At 35.6% G+C, this 25,118-nt stretch carries 16 protein-coding genes; 3 read left to right on the forward strand and 13 right to left on the reverse strand.

What is annotated here, in order from left to right; genetic code table 11:
* Nucleotides 1-99: 99 nt before the first annotated feature.
* On the reverse strand, nt 100-981 hold the full coding sequence (locus ACFPM4_RS13245) for a LysR family transcriptional regulator (protein ID WP_382352539.1): 882 nt from the start codon (nt 979-981) through the stop codon (nt 100-102).
* 115 nt (nt 982-1,096) lie between these two features.
* Here ACFPM4_RS13245 and ACFPM4_RS13250 point away from each other — a divergent pair, with 115 nt between their 5' ends.
* Together ACFPM4_RS13250 and ACFPM4_RS13255 are read left to right on the forward strand one after the other, a co-directional pair.
* On the forward strand, nt 1,097-2,287 hold the full coding sequence (locus tag ACFPM4_RS13250; RefSeq protein ID WP_382352542.1) for a coenzyme F420-0:L-glutamate ligase: 1,191 nt from the start codon (nt 1,097-1,099) through the stop codon (nt 2,285-2,287).
* Nucleotides 2,288-2,598: 311 nt separating this feature from the next.
* Complete coding sequence (locus ACFPM4_RS13255; protein ID WP_382352545.1) at nt 2,599-4,005, forward strand: purine-cytosine permease family protein; 1,407 nt, start codon at nt 2,599-2,601, stop codon at nt 4,003-4,005.
* Between the two features lie 178 nt (nt 4,006-4,183).
* On the opposite strand, the gene ACFPM4_RS13260 is transcribed toward ACFPM4_RS13255, so the two are convergent.
* The 12 genes from ACFPM4_RS13260 to ACFPM4_RS13315 all read right to left on the reverse strand — a co-directional run bounded on the left by ACFPM4_RS13260 (nt 4,184) and on the right by ACFPM4_RS13315 (nt 24,005).
* The gene (locus ACFPM4_RS13260; protein WP_382352548.1) at nt 4,184-5,197 is read right to left on the reverse strand and encodes a serine hydrolase domain-containing protein; all 1,014 of its coding nucleotides are present in this window, start codon (nt 5,195-5,197) and stop codon (nt 4,184-4,186) included.
* 164 nt (nt 5,198-5,361) lie between these two features.
* Entirely contained in the window at nt 5,362-6,081 is a 720-nt protein-coding gene (locus ACFPM4_RS13265; RefSeq protein WP_382352551.1) for an N-acetylmuramoyl-L-alanine amidase family protein, read from the reverse strand.
* A gap of 199 nt (nt 6,082-6,280) precedes the next feature.
* Nucleotides 6,281-8,404, reverse strand: a complete 2,124-nt coding sequence (locus ACFPM4_RS13270) for a methyl-accepting chemotaxis protein (protein ID WP_382352554.1) — start codon at nt 8,402-8,404, stop codon at nt 6,281-6,283.
* A 59-nt stretch (nt 8,405-8,463) separates the two neighbouring features.
* Nucleotides 8,464-11,331, reverse strand: coding sequence for a glycosyl hydrolase 53 family protein (locus ACFPM4_RS13275; RefSeq protein WP_417498485.1), 2,868 nt, complete (start codon nt 11,329-11,331; stop codon nt 8,464-8,466).
* A 392-nt stretch (nt 11,332-11,723) separates the two neighbouring features.
* Nucleotides 11,724-13,784: a beta-galactosidase gene (locus tag ACFPM4_RS13280; RefSeq protein WP_382352560.1), complete on the reverse strand. Its 2,061-nt coding sequence runs from the start codon at nt 13,782-13,784 to the stop codon at nt 11,724-11,726.
* A gap of 133 nt (nt 13,785-13,917) precedes the next feature.
* Nucleotides 13,918-14,769, reverse strand: a complete 852-nt coding sequence (locus tag ACFPM4_RS13285; protein WP_382352563.1) for a sugar ABC transporter permease — start codon at nt 14,767-14,769, stop codon at nt 13,918-13,920.
* 3 nt (nt 14,770-14,772) lie between these two features.
* Nucleotides 14,773-16,029 (reverse strand): carbohydrate ABC transporter permease, encoded by a 1,257-nt coding sequence (locus ACFPM4_RS13290; protein ID WP_382352566.1) that lies wholly within the window; start codon nt 16,027-16,029, stop codon nt 14,773-14,775.
* A gap of 134 nt (nt 16,030-16,163) precedes the next feature.
* Nucleotides 16,164-17,438 carry a sugar ABC transporter substrate-binding protein gene (locus ACFPM4_RS13295; protein ID WP_382352569.1) on the reverse strand — a complete coding sequence of 425 codons (1,275 nt, stop codon included), beginning with the start codon at nt 17,436-17,438 and terminating at the stop codon, nt 16,164-16,166.
* Nucleotides 17,439-17,604: 166 nt separating this feature from the next.
* Entirely contained in the window at nt 17,605-18,597 is a 993-nt protein-coding gene (locus ACFPM4_RS13300) for a LacI family DNA-binding transcriptional regulator (protein ID WP_382352572.1), read from the reverse strand.
* A 133-nt stretch (nt 18,598-18,730) separates the two neighbouring features.
* Complete coding sequence (locus tag ACFPM4_RS13305; protein ID WP_382352575.1) at nt 18,731-20,938, reverse strand: ABC transporter ATP-binding protein; 2,208 nt, start codon at nt 20,936-20,938, stop codon at nt 18,731-18,733.
* A gap of 181 nt (nt 20,939-21,119) precedes the next feature.
* Nucleotides 21,120-21,677 (reverse strand): DUF1854 domain-containing protein, encoded by a 558-nt coding sequence (locus ACFPM4_RS13310; RefSeq protein ID WP_318280957.1) that lies wholly within the window; start codon nt 21,675-21,677, stop codon nt 21,120-21,122.
* Entirely contained in the window at nt 21,678-24,005 is a 2,328-nt protein-coding gene (locus ACFPM4_RS13315; protein ID WP_382352579.1) for an ABC transporter ATP-binding protein, read from the reverse strand. It lies immediately after the preceding gene.
* 279 nt (nt 24,006-24,284) lie between these two features.
* On the opposite strand from ACFPM4_RS13315, the gene pgeF reads away from it, so the two are divergent.
* Nucleotides 24,285-25,043 (forward strand): peptidoglycan editing factor PgeF, encoded by a 759-nt coding sequence (gene pgeF, locus ACFPM4_RS13320; protein WP_382352582.1) that lies wholly within the window; start codon nt 24,285-24,287, stop codon nt 25,041-25,043.
* Nucleotides 25,044-25,118 lie beyond the last annotated feature (75 nt).

The following is a 25,118-nucleotide window of genomic DNA, read 5'->3' on the forward strand; positions in this document are numbered from 1 at the left end:
TCCCTAAAAAATTAAAAATATACCTCTCTGGATATCCATATAATCTATAAAAACCTATTGTGTGAAGATACAGATTTGTCATTCCAAGTTTTTTAAAACCTATTTCATGATATTTTCAACAAACTTCGTAGCTGCCGGTGATAGTGGCACCCTCTTCAAATAACATATACCAATACTGCGATGTGGTATTTGCTCCTGTAGTTGAACCTCATGTAATAAGCCACGATCTAAATAATCTTGAGAAAATTCTCTTGTAACACATGCTACGCCTAAATTTATTCTTGCAAATTCAAGTAATAGGTCATGTGATCCCAATTCAAATTCTGGTTCAAGTCTGATTCCTTGTGTGATCATATAATTTTCTACAAACTTACGCGAATTAGAATTTGGTTCAAGAAATATTAATGGCAGTTTTACTAATTCTTTAAGACTTAAGGGTTTAGATAGTATTTTTTTAAACTTTTCACCATAAACAAATGTGTCCTGGACTTCAAAGCACGGGAGTTTTTCGATAGATGTATCTTCAATTGGTAAATTACAGATTGCAATATCCACCTCACCAGACTTTAAAGCATCGCATAGTTCTATTGTGGTACCATTCAAAATGGTAAATTTAACATTTGGATAACTGTTATGGAAGGCTTCTAAATATGGTAGTAAGAAGTAACGAGAAATTGTATCGCCTACCCCTATTTTTAACTCTCCTACGGTTAAATGTTTAAACTCTAAGATTTTTTCCTCTCCAGCATCAAGTAAATTAATCGCAGAATGAGTATATTCAAAAAGCAGCTTCCCTTCATCGGTAAATGTTACCCCTTTTGGTGTGCGATTAAATAATCGTGTATCTAACTCTCTTTCCAACTGCATAATCGATTGACTGACTGCTGGTTGTGTCATAAAAAGTTGTTCCGCTGCTTTTGAAAAACTTTTACTTTTTCCCACTTGGCAAAACACTTTATAGAGGTCTAACTTACTTATCATATAAGCACTCCTTATACCTACCATTCAATATAGATATTTTACTTATACCACTTCCATCATGTATATTACAAGTAGTGAAACAATAATAAAAACAAGACCTTAAGGAGCGATTACCTTGGAAAGAATGGTTGGAACAGTAGTAAGAGGCCTACGTTGCCCTATTATAAATCAAGGAGACAATATTGAAGAGATTGTTGTGGACAGTGTCCTAAAAGCAGCTGAAGTAGAAGGGTTTGAATTTCAAGATAAGGATATCGTAACAATTACGGAATCTATCGTTGCCCGTGCACAAGGAAATTACGCAACAATTGATGATATTGCACAAGATGTCAGTTCCAAATTTGGAGAAGATACAATTGGTGTTATCTTTCCTATCCTAAGTAGAAATCGTTTTGCCGTTTGCCTTCGTGGTATTGCAAAAGGAGCGAAAAAGATTGTTTTAATGCTAAGCTACCCTTCTGATGAGGTAGGGAATCACTTAGTAGATATCGATTTACTTGATGAAAAAGGAGTTAATCCTTGGACAGACGTGTTAACTGAGAGTCAATTCCGTGAATTCTTTGGTTATAATAAACATACATTTACGGGCGTTGACTATATAGATTACTATAAATCAATTGTGGAAGAATACGGAGTTGAATGTGAAGTTATTTTCTCCAATAATCCAAAAACAATTTTAGATTACACGAAAAGTGTTCTAACTTGTGATATCCATTCACGCTTTAGAACAAAGAGAATCTTAAAAGCAAATGGTGGAGAAAAAATCTATAGCCTTGATAATATATTAGCTGAATCAATCAATGGTAGTGGATATAATGAAGACTACGGCCTACTAGGGTCAAACAAATCCAAAGAAGAAAGTGTTAAACTTTTCCCACGTGATTGTCAACCAATCGTCGATACTATCCAACAAAAGCTTAAAGATAGAACAGGGAAAAATATTGAAGTAATGATCTATGGCGATGGGGCTTTCAAAGATCCTGTAGGGAAGATCTGGGAGTTAGCTGACCCAGTTGTATCACCTGCTTATACTTCAGGACTTGACGGAACTCCAAATGAAGTGAAGTTAAAGTACCTCGCAGACAATAACTTTGCTGACTTAAGAGGCGAAGATTTACAAAAGGCCATTGCTGAATATATTAACAATAAAGGCGAAGATTTAACTGGAGCTATGGAAGCACAAGGGACTACTCCTAGAAAGCTAACAGATTTAATTGGATCCTTATCTGACCTAACTTCTGGTAGTGGTGATAAAGGAACACCTATCGTGTACATCCAAGGATACTTTGATAATTATACGAAATAAGCATTTAAGGAAGTACCTAGACGTCATTTTCATTGACTGATTGGGTACTTCCTATTTTTGCATTTAACATATTCCTAAGATCAAAAATGCAGAATATCTAAGATATCTAAAGGATTTGCTAGATAGAGCGACTTAAGACCTCAATAATATAGATTCAGAGGAAATAGCACTGTCTCATCCTCTATTATGCCGTTTGTAACCGAGTCATTATAAAGTTATAGTAAATAATGTCGTGTTATTTTTGTGAATTAGTACTTACTTTCTAAAAAGAACTTACAATTGTGAACTAATGCACAAAAGGAGATGATATAATGGGATCTGATAAAATGACAGGTCACAATAACAATAACAATAACGAAATGAGTGACGATTATTCATTAGATAGAGTACCTCTTAAAGAAAGGAACATGGGTTGGCTTAGTATTACGAATATTACATTTGGGATAGCTACAGCCATTTTTTACTTTCAAATGGGCAGTGTCATGGCACTACAATTTGGCGCAATGAATGCTATTATTTCCGCTATTTATGCTATTATTGTTGCTGGTATCCTTGGGACATTTATTGCCTATTTGTCCGCTAAATCTGGAATGAACGTAAACTTGTTATCCAGAGGTGGTGGATTCGGCTATATTGGTGCCTCTTTAACCTCATTTATATACGCTACCAACTTTATTATGTATTGTGCACTCGAAGGTTTAATACTAGTAGCTGCTGTACATGAATTTATTCCTACAATTCCTGAATGGGTCTTAATCCTTTTCTTCGGTACTATTGTTATTCCATTAAACTGGTTTGGAATCAAACAATTAGACAAGCTACAAAAATGGTCACTCCCTCTATTTGGTGTATTTTTAATTGCTGCAATTGTTATGGCGGCAATCCAACCTTCCGGATATGACGGTACTTTTTGGTCTTATATGCCAGAAGGCGTACAGGTTGGCGGAACTGCTTTATTACTCTGCATTGGAATGCAACATGGGATTATGGGTTTAACACCTCTACTCGCTTCAGATTATGCCCGCTTTCTTAAACCAAAAGATAGGAAAATCGGAATTTTTGCTATCGGGTTTATCCCTCAAATATTTTGCTTTGGAGTAATGGGTGGCCTTGGGATCTGGTTCGGTGTCCGCTTAGGAGAGCCAAATCCTGGAGTGTATATCGTATTACTTCTAGGAATTTTTGGAGTTCTTTTTACAATGTTAACTCAAATAAGAATCAACGTTACAAATATATATAGTGGTTCATTATCACTTTCAAACTTCTTCGAAAATGTATTTAAATTTAAACCAGGTCGACGTTTTTGGGTAGTAGTTACGGGGGTAGCTGCTATCATTTTAATGCTCATGGACATTGTGAATCATTTAGAAGCTGTTATGACATTCCAAGGAGTCTTTCTATTAGCTTGGGCTGCAATTCTAGTCACAGATGCGGTTATTGTTAAAAAAGTATTAAAGATTAGCCCAGGATACTATGAATGGAGACAAATAAATTTATTTAAATGGAATCCAGTCGGTGTTGTTTCATTATTAGTTTCAAGTATAGTAGGAACAATTGCTGCATTAGGGTATATGGGATCGTTTTTACAAAGTACGGCTGCTTTCTTTGCATCGATACTAGCAGCTATTCTTACAGTAATTATCGCCCTTATATCCAAAGGGAAATACTATGTAAAGAAAGAAAGCAATGATATTTCTAAAGAAGAATATGTAGCTTAAAAAAATTAATATTATTCATATAAATTGCATGTGCTACTCTGCAAAGATAACAAGACATCTTTAAGAGACTTATTCAATAAACCTTTTGAGCTCTTCCGTTTCATTTATACACAAATGGTACGGGAGAATATTAAAAGTATTGGACAAGTCTCTTCTTTTTTTAACTATAAATATCCCTTTAGGAAAGATAGTTTTCCTCTATTACTTCTGTAATATCATAAGCACCATATGACTTATTAGAAGGGATTACTACTGTCATTCCAAAACTGGGGTAAAATGCAGAATGAAAACATACACCTGGATCATATCCCATGACATGGTATTTATATACAACATCATTTCTCTTTTCAATCCATATTCCATATCCATAATAGTCTCCGTCTTCATTACTTACATATGGAGTTAATAATTTTAAAGTATATTTTTCACTAAGTAACTTGTGCTGTAGTAATCCGTTCCAACACTTTGTCATATCCTCTGCTGTAATATAGGCTCCTCCATCTGCACCACCTTTTATTGGTATAGAGTAACTATTCGATTTCCAAGACCCATCCTCATGATCAATATAACCAATTGCAGTATTTTTCGGCAGTTGGTCCAATGAAAAATAACCGGAGTCTTCCATTCCGCAAGGAGCAAATATATTTGCTTCCACATATTCAGTAAATGTTACACCTGTTAGTTGTTCAATGATTAATCCGAGTACAATAAATCCAGCATTATTATAATGAAATCTGTCGCCAGGTTGAAACATCATTTTATGATGGTGAAATAATGGAAGAAAGTCCTTTAAATTTCTCATGTTATACATGGCTGTTTCTTTCCAAAGATCTTCAAAATCATCCATAACCGTTTCATCAAAATAATCTGAAATTCCAGATGTATGAGTTAATAAATGGTGAATCGTAATATCCTCAGCAAAATGTGGAAAATCAGTATGTAAACAATCTTGCAGTTTTGTATTAAAGGTAAGTTGTCCTTTTTCAACAAGCTGGCAAATGGCAATGGCAGTAAATAACTTACAACCAGAGGCTATCCCAAATTTTGTTTGAAGTGAATTTTTCAGTTCATCCGCTCTATTTGCATAACCTCTAGTAAATTGTAATACATGCTCTTGGTTATTTTTCATTAACACTACACCTGAAAAATCCACTTCTTTACATATCTTCTCTAATATTTGTCTATCTCTCATATTATTCAATTCCTCCTCAAATCCACCATATCCCATTTAACTATCGAAACGAAAGTATACAATTACCTAATATTAGCAAAAAACACGAAAGTTATAGAATTCATTACCATAACTTTCGTGTTTTACTTCGTAATAATAGATAATGATGAGATTAACGACATATTTTACTCATCTTTAGATAAATTTACTTCTAGATATTCTTTAATACCCTTTACAATCGATTCTGCAACAGTTTGTTGAAATTCATCTGTCAGCATTTTCTGTTCATCCTCTGGATTCGTTAAATAGCCAATTTCCAATAATGTTGCAGGCATAGTTGTATCTCTCAATACAAATAGTGAATTGTATTTGACTCCTCGATCATTAAATCCAGTAGCTGGCGCTAAATACTTGTGTATTGCATCTGCTAGAGGCTTGTCTTCATCATAATAATAAAACGATTCCGTCCCAGAAACAGATGGATCAGTAAACGTATTACCATGAATGGAAACAAATATATCCGCACCTAAGTCATTCGCAAATTGCGGTCTTATTTTTTCTTCAGCAGAGAGAAAAACGTCATTTTCTCTTGTCATAAAGACTTGAATTTCTGGGTCTTGATCTAATAATTGTTCTACTTTTTGAGATAGACTTAATGTAAAGTCTTTTTCTAAACTACCACTTGCTCCTGAAGAACCGCCGTCCTCACCACCGTGGCCAGCGTCTATCACGACTTTATATTTAGGTTCTATTTTTTCTTGTTCTGGTTTTTTATTTTCCACTTGACTTATATCATTTTTATCGGAGCCATTATTGTTTGTATCAGCTTGTTTAGAACTCCCACAAGCCATCATCAGCATAGCTGCTAGCATTATATATAAAGTGATAATAATTCGCTTCTTCATTCGTTCCTCCTCCTTCTTTCGGCCCAAAACTACAAATGGACAAAGAATTGGATTCTAGTAATATAGAATTATATTACGCCATCTAATATAACAATAGTTTTTATGTCTTGTAAAGGTAAAATATTACATAAACTGATTAAATTTGACATAAACTCCTAAAAAAAGAGAAACATACAGAGTCTATGTTCCTCTCTTTATATTATATTTTGAAGTTATTTAAGCTATTTTGTAGATTTTTAGACAGTTCTCTTAATTGATCGGATGTATGTACTAATGAATTACTAACGTTTATTTGTTCCTCTGTAGATGCATGAACCTCTTCACTAATAGCAGAGGATTCCTGCGCAGTCGCACTAACTTGGGAAATCATCGAGTATAATATTTCTTGCGATTCCCTTAGTTGCTGAATCGAATCAGAGACAAGACTAATTTTATGATTAAATGCATCCATACGCGTACCAACATCATTCAATATTGCATCAGTTTCCAAAACTTTGGATACTTGATCCTTGAAGATAGGATCAGCACCTTCCAAAAGGGTTAACGTATCATTTATTTCTAAAATAACAGAGGAAGTAATTTCACCAACCGTATCAATAGCGTTCTTTGACTGTACTGATAATTTTCGAATTTCATCTGCAACAACCGCAAAACCCTTACCCGCATCACCGGCACGTGCTGCTTCAATAGCAGCATTCAATGATAACAAGTTTGTTTGCCTTGATATATCCGTCAAAATCGACATTATTTCACTAATTTGATTTGTACTATCTTTTAAAGTATCCGCTTTGCTGATTATAGTTGTAATCATTTCTTCCCCTTGTCTTGTTTTATCAACTAATTCAGCCATTTTTTGAATACCATTATTACTCCCTTCCAAAACATCCTTAGCGTAATTTGCCATTTCATGATTATTATCGAATACATTGTTTACTTCATTATTAATTTTACTAGTAAAACTGTTACCATTTTCCGCTTCAACCGTTAGATTATTTGCTCCAACTGCTATTTCACCTATTGCTATAGCTACATCTTTGGCTATTTGGGATGTTGTATTAGAAATATCGGTTAACTCGGTAGCAGCCTGCAGCACTTTATTTGAAGTGGATTGAGTGTGCAGCATCATTTCCGATATTTTTGTGAGCATTTCATTAAAGCTGACCGCTAACACCCCTATTTCATCTTGACGATTCGTCATTTCTGAACGTACTCTTAAATCGCCTTCTTTTGCAACAGCCATTAATCCAGATATTACTCTCAACGGTTCACCTACCATATTTGCAATGCGCTTTCCGATAAATAACGCAAAAAGAATAGCAAAGATAATAATCAACATTGTTACATAAAAAATTATTTGAGTATCTTTTACTAATTCTTTTTTAGAAACTGAGCCTACTAAAAACCAATCTGTTACATCTGACTTGTATTGGAAAATTAGTTGATCATCTTTATTTAGAACATTTTTATTCGAATCGACCAAGATAGGGATGCCACTTTCAGTATTTAACCTTTCATCATCAAAGCTAAAAACAACATGATTATTTTCATCTACGATACTAACTGATTCATTTTCTCCAAATGCAACATCTTTCAGGATCTCTTTAAAATAGGTAGAGTCAATGTCTATAACCATAAAATAATAACTTTTATTTATATTGAGAAGCTGTCCGAAACTTACAGTAGGAGAATCACTTTGCCCTAGTACACCTTTTTCCCTTCCACCAATCCAATAATGTGATTCCTCTGGATTAGCAACAGCCTGTTTATACCAATCTGAATTAAACACAATATCTTTATCCGTTGTTTTCGCCGTTGAAAATAGTTCCTGCTTATCCATGTTTATTAAGTGTACATCTATGTTGGTATGAACATTTTCAATTTGTGTAAGATACTCGTTAATTTTCGTAAGAAGTACATAATAGTCTGTACTTGATTGCTCTACATAGTTAAAATCCCTCAAAGTTAGTAAAAAATCAGAAGATATGGTTTCTCTGATAAGATCACTATAACGTGTAAATACGAAGTCTAATTTATCTCCTGCCTGAATAATCGTTTGCTCTGATGCACTTGTAACTTTAGATTCTATTATTTTATTGGATATAAGATAAGAAGCAATACCTACTATCGACACACTTAGTAAAACACATATGATAAAACTATAAAGAATTTTAGTAGTAATGCTTTTACTTACGTGTTTAATTAGTTTATTGTTGCTATTATCATTGAAAAACTTACTTATAAAGCCCTTTCTTTCTCGGGATCCCTTCTTATCCATTTTTTCTCCTGTCTGTTTGGAAAATATCTTCCGAAAGAATGTAAACATTGTTTCCCCCCTAGTACAAAAAACCCTCTTTATATAAAGAGGGTAAGACTTCAGTTAACTTACTCGTTTCTTGCTAGTCTATTTCTCAACACGACAATAACAGAGCCCAATATTATTAAAAGTAAACCAATCATTAAAAGGTTATATATATTTGTAGCTGTATTTGGAAGCACTTTATCATTTCGTTCATTCGATAGTTTATCATCTGTCTGATTGTTTGAAGTTGAATCCTCATTATTAATATCTAACTCACTTTTACTGGATGTTTCTTCTCTACCTACTGAATCATGATCTGTTACTTCATCTTTTTTCTCCTCAAAACCATCATTATCGGATACTCCATCTTTATTTTCGTTGGAATCATTGTTACCAGTTGATTCATCATTATTTTCATCTGAATCGTTGTTATCGGTTGATTCATCGTTATTTTCATCTGAATCATCGTTACCTGTTGATTCATCGTTATAATCTTTTACTTTATATAGATAAAAGTCGTCAAGTGTCCCCCATGCTCCCCCATCAGCTTTTATACTTGCACCAATTGTCACCGTTCCATCAAGAATAAGAATATTCTCCAATTCTGGTGTATTCCAATTTACCCAGCCATTAACAGAAGTATAAACCTTTTCTTCCCCGTTACTTGTCCTTGCATAGATGTACATGTCTGAATTATTGGCATCCCCACCTTGCAAGAACATAGAGAAATTATAGTATCCTGGCGCTAATCCAGTGATTGTTTGTTCAATATAAAAATCCACTCTAGAAGCTGAGTAAAAATGTAATGAATACTCTCCTGTTTTTGCATCAGCTGCTTTTTGCTGATAACTAGTATGTGGTAGTGTGCCTTCTCTATGAATAACTTTCCACATGCTTCTATCGTTGTCTTCAAAGCTCGGGTTATGAACATAATTTATTGGTCTTACTTCAATTTGAGCTTGAACAATGATGTCATCATCAATAGTCCCTGCTATTCGATAGATTCCTACACCTTTATCTTTCAGTTCCTCCAATTGTTCTTTATTCCATTGAACTGGAACATTCCCCACACTGCCGTCGTTATAGACTACAGTAACTGTATCTGGCAAACTAATTGTGTTACCTAAATTAACACTTATCGCTATATCATTTATCTTATCAACTTTTAATGGTGCAACTGCTCCTGTGTTAACATACTTAAAAACATTTAATGATGGTAGCGGATGTCCATTGAAGTCAAATAATGCTTGGTTGTCAACAGCACTTCCTCCATACCACACACCTGCATCATGCGGGTCATATTCAGCAGCATAACTAGATGCCCAACCAGAACCATGTTCTTCCCAAATAACTTTATTTCCCTCGAGATTATCAGCTGGTCCAACAGGGAGCCATGCTGGTTCCCAATAAAACACACCGATCCCCGCTTCCCCTACATTTGCAACAGCCTCTATTACATCTCTCACGGCAGTCGCTTGTCCTTGAACTGTAATTGGATAATTTAATGTTTGGCCACTTTCTTTTGGTGCTGTATTACTATGACCATCCCCATCTTCATATGTATAGGCATAAGATGTTTCAGCAACCATCACTTTTTTATCATATGAGTCTGCTACATTACGAAGAACAGTTGTTAAATTGTCTAATGTTCCATGCCAGAAAGGATAATAGGAGCTAGCAAACACATCATAGTCTACATTATTTTCATATAAGGTCTGCGCAATTGATTCATACCTTCCTGAAGTCTCAGGGTTAGTAAAATGTAATACTACTAAGATGTTTGAATCTATTTCTCTTATTGCTTTGCTACCTGCATTAAATAATGCACTTATTTTTGTCCAATCACTTTCACCAACAAAAGAACCATTTGTTTCATTTCCGACTTGTACCATCCCTATATCAATATTTGCATCCAACATAGCTTGTAAGCTTTCTTTGGTGTATTCGTATAGAGCTGTCTTTTTATCTTCAAAACTCAACTTTTGCCATGCCTTAGGTGTCATCTGCTTTCCTGGATCAGCCCAAAAATCAGAATAATGAAAGTCCACTAACAGCTTCATTCCATGTTCAGTTGCTCTTTTTCCAATTTTAATAGCCGTATCTAAATCATTATTCCCGCCCCCGTAGCCATTACCATCAGCATCATAGGGGTCATTCCATACTCTCACTCGAATATAGTTTACTCCTGCTTCTTTTAAAGTCTTAAAAATATCCTGTTCTTTTCCATCATAATCATAAAATCGAACACCACTATTTTCTAAGGCAATGATACTTGAGATATCAACACCTTTAATAAAATCATCATCCAAACCAGCAACTCTTTTTACAAAGATATCCGCTTCTACCGGCTCAGGAATGTTCTCATTTACTTGTGGTGTTAATTTGAAACTATCTAGATAACCCCATGCATCCGGTTCACCGGTTATGATTGCTCCAATTTGAAGATTAGATGTGTCCTCTTCTAATTCGAATTTCAACGTAATCTCTTCCCATGCATTGTATCCTTTCGTTGAAATAGGTTGCAGTGTCTCTTCACCAGCAAAGAGCTTCACATTACCAGCATCTGCATCTATTCCACCCATCGATTGGACAGATAGCTCATAGCTCCCTGCAGGAAGATGTGGAACTACTTGACTTACTGTAATTGATTGCTTCTCTGTTGCAGTGTTTTTTATCCAATATTTAAATGCAGCTAATCCAGCATTAGGATGAATCCATTCATCATCCGTATAAAAGAAGTGTGTAATATCGACATTATTCCAATCGACATCCGTAATGTTCCATGATTGGTCGTTGAAAAAATCTGTTTCAAACCCGCCATTTTTTAACATGTTTCCTTTTGTTTCAGAGGCAGCAAATCCAACATTCATAGGTACACTAAAAGAACTAAATACCATAAGAAATACTAAAAGTACCGACAAACCATGCCTTTTACTTATTATTTTTCTCATATTCTCTCCGTCCTTTTAATTTCGTAGCAAACGCTCTCATATATGTAGATATTTCATATTGATAAAATTATTAATTTATTTATTATGAGGCTGGAACATAGAAAAAATGATAAAACTAAAATCCGAACTATAACTTAAATATCAATAGATATAGTTCGGTATTTTTATGTCATCCATACGAATTTAAAGTTATCAGCTGAGGAAATACACGAAGACTCCTGCGGGAACAAAGGCCTCGATGAGACCCCACAGGCGCGTTTAGCGCCGAGGAGGCTCATCAGCCGCCCGCGGAAAGCGTAGTGTATTTCCGAAGCGGTATAATTTTACTCCCATTGTTCGGATTTATCTCTAGTTCAGATCGTATTGTCCCAACCTCTAAATTCTTTAATACATTATTTCTTCTTTTCTACTATTCTCACTTCATATTTATCTAGCGTTTTATCTCCAAGTAACTTTTCACCAGTTACCAGGTCTTTTACTTCCGAAGTAAAGGAAATGGATTGTTGTTCTTCCGTAAAGTTCATCACAAAGAAATAATCATTTTCTTCATCGCTTCGAACTTGTACAGATACTCCACTCTCATGTGTAACAGGAACAGGTGATTCAATCGCAAGATCTTTCATCAGTTGTTTATAAAAATTTCGATGGAATTCATCTTCCAATCTTGCTCCAATATAATATGTTTTTCCTTTTCCAAATGAATGACTTGTTACTGCAGGAGTGCTTGCATAGAAATCATCCTGATAAGTTGCCTCTACTTGTGCACTTGCAACATCAATGATTGTTGCATAATCTTTCAATTCATACGTTTTATTATTGTATTGAACTTTATTTGTATCTTTCGGATATAACGTATCTGTTTCCAACGGATTTATCCCAAATATCTCCTGCAAGTCTGAATGCCAACCACCTAAATAGGTTAGATCATATTCATTGACAATCCCACTAATATACGTCATCACTAAAGTTCCACCGTTGGCAACGAAACCTTTAAGTCTAGCAATTGTCTCCTCACTAGCTAAATATAGCATCGGGACAATTAATAGTTTATAAGCCGAAAAATCTTGTTCTTTCGTAATTACATCTACTGGAATATCATTCTCCCAGAAAGCACGATATTGCTGATGTGCAGTTTGTGTGTAACGTTTCGATTTCATTCCAAAACCTTGAGCATCATTAAGTGCCCACTTATTCTCCCAATCGTACATAATTGCAACATCTGCTTTTTTGTACGTTCCAACTACTTTTGATAATTTTTCAAGTGTTTGTCCAACTTGGGCAACATCTTTGAACACCCTATTTTCAGCACTATTATCATGATCCACAACAGCACCATGGAATTTCTCAGATGAACCACGTGATTTTCTCCATTGGAAATACATTACACTGTCAGATCCATGCGCCACCATTTGCATAGCTGAAAGCAAATGCATACCTGGTCTCTTCGCTTTATTAACGTCATGCCAATTCACGGCACTTGGAGTTGATTCTAATAATAGGAATGGTTGTTGTTTTAAGCTACGATATAAGTCATCAATAAAGCCAACTTTCATAGCTAAATCAGCTGTAGTCTCCCAATCATTATGCCAAGCAGGGTAAGCATCCCATGTTATAACATCTACATGTTTTGCGAATTTACTATAGTCTAATGCACGAAATGGAATTAAGTCATTTGTATCTGCCATGAAATTCGTAGTAACAGGAATATCAGGCGTCAATTCTCTTAACGGAACAATTTCATTCTCATAGAAATCAATCGTTTGATCTGTTACAAAACGTTTCCAATCCAAGTTCAAACCATGGACTGCATTTTCACCAATTGGTGATGGTGAATCAATTTGAGACCAATCACTTATCGTGTGGCTCCAGAACGGTCCCCACCACGCTTCATTTAAAGCATCTAGATCATTATTATATTTCTTTTTTAACCACTCTCTAAATGCTTCTTGGCACAAATCACAATGACATTCTCCACCATACTCATTCGATACATGCCACATAATGAGGGCAGGGTGGTCTTTATATCTTTCTGCTAACAAGCGATTAATTTGTTGTGTTTTCTCACGATACACTGGTGATGTAAAACAGTGATTATGTCTAGCACCGTGTAGCTGCTTCATTCTGGAAGCATTAACACGTAATACTTCCGGATATTTTTGCGACATCCAGGCAGGACGCGCTCCACTAGGAGTTGCTAAAATAACATGTCCACCATTGTTATGAATATTGTTGATTATCTCATCTAGCCATTCGAAGTTGTATACCCCTTCTTCCGGTTCTAGGGTACTCCATGCAAAAATCCCGACGGAGAAAGCATTCGTATGTGCTAGTTTCATTAATTTAATATCATCAGCCAAAATATCCGGCCTGTGCAACCATTGATCTGGATTATAATCTCCACCATGAAGCATAACCTTCGCTTTAGTCGCGTAAGACTTTTTTAACTTAGACATTTTTTCCTCCTTTTGGAACAAGGTTCAGCTCCCATGGGACATGGGGTCAGTTCTCTTGTCCCGAATTTATTCAATTGGGATGGATAGTTTCTACTCCACATAACAGGGACGGGGAAGCTGACCCCGTGTCCCTTTATCCCTTCGTTCCACCTGCTGTTAAACCTGATACAAAGTTCTTTTGCAGCATGATAAAGATAATAGCAACCGGGATACTGATTAATATTGCTCCAGCAGCAAAAGTTGTATAGCTTGCTCCCATTACTTCATTTACTAGATTGTATAGACCAATCGGGAGTGTATAAGATTCTGGTGTTCTCAAGATAACTGAGGACATAACGAAGTCCCCGAGTGGACCTGTAAATCCGTTCATTGCGACTACTGCAATCATCGGTTTAGATAATGGCATAATTACTTGCCAGAAAATTCTTGTGTTACTTGCGCCATCTATTTTTGCACTTTCATCTAGATCATATGGAATGGAGTCCATATATCCTTTCATTAAATACGTATTCATTGGTATTTGCCCACCAATATATAACAAGATTAATAACCAATGACTATTCATTAAACCTAATAATTGTGCCAACACAAATAGTGCAATTAGCGCTGAAAACTGTGGAATCATTTGCAGTAATAAAAAGAGTGTTAATGCATTTTTTCTCCCTTTAAATCGGAAACGAGAGAATGCATATGCCGTAAAGGAAACGCTTATGACAGTACCTATCATTGTAAAAACACTAATCTTAATTGAATTCATATACCACTGACCGTATTGCAGACTTTCCTTCCCCGCAAACAACTCACGATAATGATCGAATGTAGGATTTTTCGGAATAATAGATGTACTGATTAAGCTATTTCCTGGATTGAAGCTAGCCCCTACCGTCCATAACAACGGATAGATGATAGCTACAACAATAAAGACTAAAATGGAATATGAAACTAATAGGCGTAAGAATTTTTTCTTTTTTACATCTGTCATCATTGCTTACGCCCCCTCTTTAAATGAATTTGTCCTTCTAAACTGCCATAGGGCAATTAAGATAACAAATACAGATAATAGAATTGTTAATGCAGCTGCAAGTGAATACTGACTGGATTGCATTGTCAATTTATAAATCCAAGATACTAATATATCTGTACCTCCAGCTGTTGATCCAGGCATTGCAGGACCACCGCCATTAAAGAGATAAATAATATTGAAGTTATTAAAGTTAAAGGTAAATTGCGTAATAATAATTGGTGCCATTGCAATTAAAATCATTGGCATCGTAATACTTTTAAATTTCGCAAATGCAGAAGCACCATCAATTGTAGCTGCCTCGTATAAGTCATTTGGAATAGATTGTAAAACCCCAGTTGTAACTAAGAATATATAAGGGAAACCTAACCAACCTTGCATTAAAATCAGTGCCACTCTAGACCAATTGGCATCGGTCATCCAAGGAATTGCATCGATTCCAAAGAATGCTAAAATATCATTATTTATTGCTCCAAAACTATCATTAAATAGCCCAGCAAAGATTAGAATCGTCACAAAGCCCGGAACAGCCCATGGTAGGACAAAAATAGTTCGGAAAAACTTTTTAAAGCGAATATCCTTCTGATTGACAATTACCGCTAATAAAATTCCTAAGCTAACTTGGAGACTAGAAGCAACAAGTGTCCAAATAATGGTCCAAGCTAAAACATCAAAGAAAGTTGAACGCCAAATATCAACTGTAAATATCTTTGCGAATGTCTCAAAGCCAACCCAATCCGCCAAATTGGCAGGTGGTGAGTGATATAAATCATAGTTTGTAAATGCTAGCGCAAAGCTAAATAAGATAGGGAAAATTACTGCGAATACCAATATAAATAGGGAAGGTCCACTAACTACATATGGATATCCTTGTGAAATTAAGTTGTGATATTGATCTTTTAATGAGCTTAATTCTCTATTTTCATCGCGTAGTTTTCCGTTTTTATAAGCATCACGAAAATTGACATAATAGATTGCTAGTCCAAAGACTGTGACAATAATCGCGATAATACCTTCTGCTAATAAGAAAATCGAGTTATCCCGTGGTACCTCTGTTCCTAAAGTGACAATCCCCCAGAACCCCATATTTAGTAAGTCACCAAAGGCTACAAAGAAAGAAATGCCCAGTATAAGGAATAAAAGTCCTTTCACAAATTGTTTATTGTACAATTGGCCAAGGCCAGGAATAATCGATAGTACAGTTGCGATTTTACGATGCTGCAATTTTCTCACCTCTCTTGCATATAAGGAGCTTGCTTTATTTTGATAAATGAATGGTGCCAAACGCATGTTTGACACCAATTTATTATTTTATGCGCAGTAACCGGCAATAATTCTAGATTGATTAAAGGTTCGTTTTATCGTCCACCATGATTAGCTTCAATTTGTCCTTTAACCGTTTTTACCGCTTGATCTAAAGCTTCTTTTGGTTCAGCCTTACCGGTAGCAATTGTTTGTAATGCTGCATCTACTGGTGGCCATACTTCGTTCATTTCAGGAATATTTGGAGTTAACTCAGAGAATTGGGATTGTTCAGCTACAGCTTGTGCTGCTTCACTTTCCGCAACTACTGGATCATTTGCTAATGCTTGTACAGCAGGTACTTCTTGAGTAACTTCATATCTTGTTCTAGAGTTTTCTTCATTTGCTAAGAACACAACTAATTTTTCAGCTAGCTCTGCATTTTTTGAATAAGAGCTGACGTTGTAGCTTTTCACACCAACAAACGCACTCATATTTTCACCATTAGGTAATTCTGGTAATTTCGTCACTCCGAAGTTAACGCCTGCTTTTGTAAATGGATCAATATTCCAAGGACCTGAAATAACAGCAGCTGCTTTTCCTTCTGTGAACAATGATTCTAAAACGTTAATACCTTGTTCTCCAATAATACCAGCTGGGAAAAGCCCCTCTTTATAGAAACGCTGAATGTATTTTGCACCTTCAATAGCTCCGGAATTATTTAGCCCAATATCCGTTGGATCATAATTTCCGTTACTATCTTGTCCAAAAATATAACCACCGTAACCACTTAATACACTTTGTGCATAGTAGATTTGGTCAAATAATGCTAGTAAACCAAAGTTTCCATCTTTCGTTAATTCTTTTGAAAGATCATACCAACCATCTAAAGTTGTTGGCACGTCTTCGTCCGAGATAATATCCTTGTTGTAATAGAGCATTGTTGTTTCAACAGCCTTTGGTAGCCCATACACTTTGTTGTTTACTTTTTGAGATTGCATAGCAACATCTGTATAAATAGATTGAACACTTTCATCTACATTTAATTCTTTAATCAATCCTTCTACTACAGCGGTCCCAATTTGGTCCGCAGGCATTGTTAATACATCAGGTCCAGTACCAGCTGGTCCGTCAAGACGCAAATCCTCTATTTGTTGCGCATATGCTTTTTCAACAACTTTAATTTTTACGTCATTTTCTTCTTCAAATTTAGCAATGGCATCTTTTATACCATCTGCCTTTTCGACATCCTCCCAAACTAGTAAATCATAATCCTTATTATTTTTCTTAGAGTTTGACTGCTTGCCGTCCCCATCTTGTGGTCCACATGCAGCTAAAATTATACTTAAAACAATAATTGATAAAATACTAAACACCTTTGTCTTCTTCATGAATAGTCATCCTTTCAATTAATATAACGTTTTCATTTAACTGAAAGCGTTCTTACACTTGTATAATAGCACCGTTTAGAAAAATTGTAAACAATTAATTTACTAAAATGAGTAAAATGTTTTACGAAAACAAAAAAACGGCTGATTATCGCCGTTTTTCTTGCATCTAATTAGTACTTTTTCTTATAACTAATTCAGATCCTAAATATAGAGTTTTTACTATTTTTCTTTTGTCCGATACTCGTTCTAGCAATAAATTTATCGCATTGTTACAAATTTCCCGCAAGTCAATATGGAACGTAGTGAGAGGGGGAGAAACATATTTTGCAACACTTATATTATTAATGCTTATAATGCTAACTCTGTTTGGTATAGATATGCCGTGTTCATTTAAGGCTTGTAAACAGCCTACAGCTATTGGATCCGCAGCAATAAAGAACGCAGTGGGTAAACGATTACCCAGTTGTTCTATTGCATCTTTCATTAAATGGTACCCATTATCTACTGAGAAGCCTCGGTGACAGAAAATATATTCTTCCTTTAATAGAGATTTCTCATTCATATATTCCCGGAATGTTCGTTCACGTAAATCCATTTCATCTTCATGTGTATTTGGATTATGAAATGTTCCTCCAATAAAACCTATCTCACTATGACCTTTATCCACTAAGTAATCGATAGTTTGCCTTGAGATTTGAGCTAAGTCCGGTCTTACAGAATCATAATTGCTAGGATCAGGTGAAGAATCAATAAATACTCCATTAGGCGTTAATTGCCTTAAATACGCAAGTTCTTTTTCAGAAAATGTTCCAACGGCTATGAAACCTTCTATTGTATCGGGAATAGCCTCAATTCCTTGGTGGATTTTATACGTTGTTAATTCCACATTATTCTTCTTTGCTATTTTTTCTATTTCCAATCGCATTGTTTTAAAATAAACGTCTTCTAACTCTTCTTTATCAGTTAACCAATACAAAAAAGCAATATTTTTCACCAGTAGTCTTACTGTATTTTTTCTATAATTAAGCTTCTCAGCAACTGCATAAATTTTTTCACGTGTTTCATCAGGTACTGAAAGGTTAGGATCATTATTTAAAACGCGAGAGACAGTTGATATCGAAAATCCTGCTGCTTTTGCAACATCCTTAATTGTTGCCATTTCTCCACCTCTTCCATAAGTAAAACTTTTTACTTTTATTTTACTTGAATTTAGTAAAATGTCAACACTACCTAAAATTTCAAAAAGAAGCTTACTTCTGTATTACATCTAGAAGTAAGCTTTCCCTATGATACTATCCAGTTTTTACTCTAGACTTCGTCATATTACGTTGAGCCATAATCAAACCATAATAGATTCCTTGTTTTCTCATTAACTCTTCGTGCGTTCCAATCTCTGCAATCTCGCCTTGATTTAGAACGAATAATCTATCCGCATTTTTAAGTGTAGATAGTCTATGGGCAATTGCAATTGTTGTCCTGTTTTTCGTAATTCGCTGTAATGCTTCTTGAATGGCAGATTCTGTTTCAATATCAAGAGAAGCTGTAGCCTCATCTAAAATGAGAATACGCGGGTTATGAAGAACCGCTCTTGCAATTGTAATACGTTGACGTTCTCCCCCTGATAGGTTATTTCCGTTTTCATTAAGCCATGTATCATATCCATCTGGTAAACCGATGATAAAATCATGTACATTCGCAACTTTAGCAGCCTGAATAACCTCTTCAGCTGAAGCATCTGGCTTCGAGTAACGAATATTATCCATTATCGTTCCTCTAAACAACATCGTTTCCTGAAGAACAACTCCAATCTGTGAACGAAGCTCTTCTTGCTTAATGTTCCTTATATCAATTCCATCAATTAATATTTCTCCTTCATTCACATCATAAAACCGAGAAACTAAGTTTATTAGCGTTGATTTACCAGAGCCCGAATGTCCAACAAGTCCAATCATTTCCCCACGTTTAATTTCGAAATTAATATTTTTTAGTACTGGTTCATATGACTTATAACCGAATGTGACATCATTGAACTCAATATTTCCATGGATGGAGTGAACGATGGAAGTTTCTTTATCTAATATTTCAGGATCCTCATCAATAACGGAAAAAATTCGATCAATCGCAATTACTGCATCCGCAATCCATCTCGGCATATTCATTAACCATGCAAGCGGGCCAAAAATCATACTTGCATATCCTGTGAACTGTACGAGCTCACCAAGTGTTAAAGAGCCGTTAAGTATCATATTCAATCCTACAAGTAACACAAAATAAGTACTAATTTGCAATAAATAAGTGGAGATTGGTGTTAAGATACTATATACTTTTTCCGATTTAAATGCCGCAGTAGCATAGTCTGTATTGTATTTTCTAAACTTATTAATCTCACTTTGTTCTTTTCCAAATGTTTTCACTACCCGAATTCCACTAAGTACATCATGGAGATAGGAGTTTGCTTTATCAAAGATAACCCACTGTTTTCGAAACAGTCTTCGGACAATTACTCGCCAAGTCATATACTGCAAGTAAGCAACAAACGGTGCTGGTAATAGCACTATTAACGCTAATTTCCAATCTGTAATTAGCAATAATACCGTGACCGATATAAGCATAATCACTTGGTAAATAGCCGTTGTAAATATTTCCTGTATTAATCGTCTAATTCTGTTTGTGTCTGATGTAACCCGGTTCATAAGGTCCCCAGCTCTTTGAGAAGTCAAGAAGCCGAGGGAAAGATTTTGGATTTTCTCGTATACTAGTTTTCGTAAATCTGCTGCAATGCTGGAGCTTACCGTAGCCATCACTCGACCTTTTCCAACATTCAATAATTCAGCAGCAACTAGTGAGAATAAAATACCTCCAATAGCTACAAAGAACAAGGTAATATTTGCACTCTGTCCTTCAGGTGGCTGTAAAGAAGAGTTGACAAGGACCTTTTGGAAATAAGGTCCTAATAATGAAACACCTGAAGTAACCATTAAGATGATTAATCCTACCATTAAAAGACGCCAATGAGACTTTGATACAGCAAAAAGTCGTTTTAACACCGCTGCTTTATTCATACAGTTAGCACAAACTCGTGTGCCGTGAAGCAATCTATTTCCACAATTAGAACAGACTCGTTCCTCTTCCTCATTGTAAATTCGGATTTCACTTTTCTCTGCTATATAATTTAAAATTTGTGCGATGTAAGCATATCGTGCAATATGCTCCATTGAAATTCTAACAAGGATTTGTTTCCCTATTTCGTCTTTTGCTTCTAGAACTGCATTACCAATTAACGGCACAACTTTATACTCTCTTGCTTCCGCTATTAAACTACTTTCTTTTACCTCGCCATTCTGAACATACGCCCACATTTCCTCACCAATCACAAAGTAACCGGACGTTCTTCGCCCTGTAAGTGACAAATCTGCAGGAACACAATATCTTATTGTTTCACCAATTACCTCTTGGACAGCCAATCTATCTTGAGTTGAAAGTTCAAAGTTTAAATTCATAAACAGCCTTCCTTTGGAGACAAGGGCTCTCTTCCCTTATCTATAAAATTTCTAACGAGACATGCGGGACATGAGATCCACTTCATTTTCCCAAAATCCCCCTGGGACGCGGGACCTGACCCCACGTCCCAGTCTCAGAACATTTGCTTGTCGCCGATAAACGGGCACCTTCCGCTTTTCGTTACGTCATGCACATTTCGACCATGCGGTATTCTTTTTCGGATAGTGCGTTTAGGTCGTTTATGATGAAGCGGTTCCCGTCTACATCTGTTATTAATACTTTGTTTTCTGTTACGGCTACGACATTTCCTCTTCCCATACGAACGGTAAAGTAGCAGCTTCCGGCGCTCGTTTCTGTATCCCAATAGGAATACCCAAACTCTTCATTAATCTTATTTACTTTTATAATTTCCGGTGCGAAGTAGCGTAAATTAATATGTTCTTCTAGTAAACTAATAATATTGCTAGGAAAATGATCAAGAGATTTTATAATTCCGATTTCTTTATTTTCATCTGTTCTTACTGAAATAAAAATTCTTTTATTTGTATGTGGAAACGAGCAATGTAAATATACAGAAGGATACACCTCTCCATCGACATGAACCGATAGCATTTTCCCCTCCGTCTCTACGAAAGTTGCATTCTCTTCCGTTAAGTACTTTATTTGTGCCGCTTCCGATAAATCTGATTTATTTTCTACCATATTTGGATTATCGAGGACTACATCGTATTTCGACAACTAGATCACCTCTTTCATCTTTAATGCCTCTTCATGTTTCTTCACCATGCCAGCATACTTACCATCTTTATCCATCAATTCTGTATGTGTTCCTTCTTCTACAACTTTTCCATGTTCCATTACATATAAGTAATCTGCATTCCTAAGTGTGGATAGGCGGTGAGCAATCGCAATTGTAGTTCTTCCTTTTGCCAATGACTCTAATGCCTCTTGAATTTGCAATTCTGTTTCCGTATCTAAAGAAGCAGTCGCCTCATCTAGAATCAATATTTTTGGATCATGTAATATTGCTCTAGCAATGGAGATTCTTTGTTTTTCGCCACCTGATAAGCTATATCCACCAGTACCCACCATCGTGTCATAACCTTCTGGTAAACTTTCAATAAAATCATGAGCATTTGCGATTTTAGCTGCATAGATAATATCTTCTAGTGAACAATCCGGATTAGCATAAGCAATATTCTCTGCAACTGTGCCCATAAACACATATACTTCTTGAGATACAATTCCTATATGTTTACGGAGTGACTCCATTGATAAATCTTTTACATTAATACCGTCCAACTTAATTTCTCCCTCATCTACTTCATACAGTCGAGAAACTAAGTTTACCAATGTTGATTTCCCTGCCCCTGAAGGACCAACAACCCCAATCATTTGACCTGGTTTTGCAACTAATGAAACATTTTTCAATATTGGCTTATTCGGTTCATAGCTAAAACTTACATTCGATATCGTAATATCCCCATCTAGATGATCCATTTTTACTGCATCATCCTTTTCGATAATTTCTGGAACTGCATCTTGAATTTCAAATATACGTTGTGCAGCTGACATACAAGCCGACCACCAGTTCGCTATATTATTCATAAACTGAATTGGCCCAAATAACATGAAGATGTACGTAATGAAGGTCATAATTTCTCCAAATGTCATTTCACCTTTCATTACTCTCCAACCACCAAAAGCCCAAATCAGGACTCCACCAATCTGTGTTACCATATTGATAATTGGAAAAATCGTACTACTCATCTTGCTAAATCGTTGTTCTGCATCAGAATAAGATAAATTAGACTTCTGGAAACGATCAATTTCCACTTTTTCCTTCCCAAACGCCTTTACGATTCTGGCGCTTCGCACAGTGTCACTTATGATAGAATTCATCGAGCTCCGCTTCTTATGACGCTTCCATGACATACGCCAAAGCTTCGGAAAAACCCAACGAATAAGCAAAATGACAAATGGCATTGGAAGTAAGCAAATAAGAGTTAGCTTCCAATCAATGAAAAGTAATACCGTTGTAATCCCGATAATATTCATAAGATTGACGACGAAGTAAGGGATACCGTCAATAAAGAATGCCTGTAATTCATTAGCATCATCATTTACTCTTGTCATTAATTGACCTGTTTGTTTTTTCTGGAAGAAGGACAAGGATAGGCGTTGCATGGCAGTAAAAATACTTGCCTTTAAATCAAATACTATGTTGGCTGCCATACGAGCATTTATTATTCCAAATAGCATTCCGAATACTAGGGATAATGTTCGAAAACCAATAATAATGGCAATGACTAGCACAATTTGCCCTGCAAATGGTCCTGTTCCCCCTAATGCCTGGTCAAATAATACCGTACCTTGAAAATAAGGAATAACAAGCCCTGTAGCTGAATTCAATAACATAAAAAGTATAATTAATACGAGGGATAATTTGTGATTTTTAGTAAACCCTAGCAACCTTGTAAAAATTGCCCCTTTTTTCAAACACTTAGGACAAATTTGCCTACCTTGTTCCGGATAAATCATTCCACATTTTGGACAAGCATTCTTAATTAGTTCCTCCTGTAAAGGAGTATCAATTAACTCATTATTTTTAAGCTTATTGAATGTACCTACGAACTTTACTGCATCTCCGATATTTCCATTTGTAAAAGCTGCTATTGCCCGTTCTTCTGGGACTTTTACAACGAGTAGACCAGAGGCTACTAGGTTAACCGTTTGCATACTATCTATTTGTACAAGTGGAATCTCTTCTATTGTATAGCTACCTATATCTATTACACTACGATTCTCTTGATGTTTCTTTTTCTTCTTTTTCTTATTCGAAACCTGATAACCTTTAAAGACTCTTTCCTGAGAATTCTGTGTCTGAGCAAAACGATAAAGCGAATCTTTCGTAAGCACTAAATATGTATCTACAAAACCACCATTAATACCCCGATCACAGATTATCCAATCCACGATGTCTGCTTCTAATAGTTCCCTACTTGTTAGTAAGGTTATTAACTCTTCTGGTAATTTCCTCATACGCTTTTCAATTATCCACCTCACACTATAATTAGGATGAAATTCCCCTATCTATTGTAACCGATTGCAAATATAAGGGAAACACTTTAGATTATATATATTTATTCATATCGTCCTCCTAGTCCTTCTAATCGTTACAATATAGCACATGCATTTGGCGAAGTAAAACTGTTTTTGACGAATACTTCAAATATTTTTTATGTTATGTTTTCTATTATAATGAAAGGAAATCAACATGAATTTATTCAATACAAACCGTACATATACATATGCATTTCCAGTATATTAATAGTAGGTGATGAGATGAAAACAAATATATATTTTAACAATGAAAAATTTATTGCAGGAATTACGCTGAAGGATAATACCGAACAGGAAAACAATAACATGGCATTACACACATGCATCAATAGCGCCCATGTGTTAGAAAATCGCAGTAAATTAGTACAGTTAATCGGTTGTAATCTGGATGACATGGTATGTGCTAATCAAACACATAGTGCCAACTTTCATAAAGTTACTGTATCCGATAAAGGCAAAGGTGCGCATACTTCGGATTCCGCGATCCCTAATACTGATGCTCTTTACACCTTTGAACCAAACCTTCTATTATGTTCGTTTTCAGCAGATTGTGTCCCTGTTATATTTTGCAGCGAGGTCGATAACCTTGTGGGTGTTATTCATTCTGGTTGGCAAGGAACAGTGAAAGAAATTAGCTTAAAGGTTTTACAGCATATCATACAGGTTGAAAAAGTAAAACCACATAATTTATATGTCCACATCGGTCCAGCCCTAAGCCAAGAAAAATTTGAAGTCGATGAGGATGTATATGTAAAATTCACACAGCTTGGCTATACAGATGAGTATATGTACTTCAAACATGATACAAACAAATATCATATCGATAATCAACTATCTGTGAAAAGACAATGTCAGTTAGCAGGAGTACCTTCTAATAATATTACAATCGATCGCTCATGTACGTTTATTAGCACAGACGGCTTCTCCTATCGTCAGGATAAAAAGGCAGGGCGTCATATGGGCTTTATAATGAGGAAATAGAAAAAGGCCAAACTACCTTGAACATTATCCAAGGATAGTTTGGCCTACCATCTCATTTAGACTTTTTTATTGTAC

Source organism: Lederbergia graminis (assembly GCF_042655485.1).
Lineage (GTDB): Bacteria > Bacillota > Bacilli > Bacillales > Bacillaceae_C > Lederbergia > Lederbergia graminis.

Bases quoted from the DNA above. Each gene is read 5' to 3' on its own strand.
- ACFPM4_RS13265 (WP_382352551.1), bottom strand. From the start codon at position 6,081: ATGAAGAAGCGAATTATTATCACTTTATATATAATGCTAGCAGCTATG.
- ACFPM4_RS13305 (WP_382352575.1), bottom strand. From the start codon at position 20,938: ATGAATTTAAACTTTGAACTTTCAACTCAAGATAGATTGGCTGTCCAA.
- ACFPM4_RS13245 (WP_382352539.1), bottom strand. From the start codon at position 981: ATGATAAGTAAGTTAGACCTCTATAAAGTGTTTTGCCAAGTGGGAAAA.
- ACFPM4_RS13270 (WP_382352554.1), bottom strand. From the start codon at position 8,404: ATGTTTACATTCTTTCGGAAGATATTTTCCAAACAGACAGGAGAAAAA.
- ACFPM4_RS13295 (WP_382352569.1), bottom strand. From the start codon at position 17,438: ATGAAGAAGACAAAGGTGTTTAGTATTTTATCAATTATTGTTTTAAGT.
- ACFPM4_RS13300 (WP_382352572.1), bottom strand. From the start codon at position 18,597: ATGGCAACAATTAAGGATGTTGCAAAAGCAGCAGGATTTTCGATATCA.
- pgeF (WP_382352582.1), top strand. From the start codon at position 24,285: ATGAAAACAAATATATATTTTAACAATGAAAAATTTATTGCAGGAATT.
- ACFPM4_RS13275 (WP_417498485.1), bottom strand. From the start codon at position 11,331: ATGAGAAAAATAATAAGTAAAAGGCATGGTTTGTCGGTACTTTTAGTA.
- ACFPM4_RS13255 (WP_382352545.1), top strand. From the start codon at position 2,599: ATGGGATCTGATAAAATGACAGGTCACAATAACAATAACAATAACGAA.
- ACFPM4_RS13260 (WP_382352548.1), bottom strand. From the start codon at position 5,197: ATGAGAGATAGACAAATATTAGAGAAGATATGTAAAGAAGTGGATTTT.
- ACFPM4_RS13280 (WP_382352560.1), bottom strand. From the start codon at position 13,784: ATGTCTAAGTTAAAAAAGTCTTACGCGACTAAAGCGAAGGTTATGCTT.
- ACFPM4_RS13285 (WP_382352563.1), bottom strand. From the start codon at position 14,769: ATGATGACAGATGTAAAAAAGAAAAAATTCTTACGCCTATTAGTTTCA.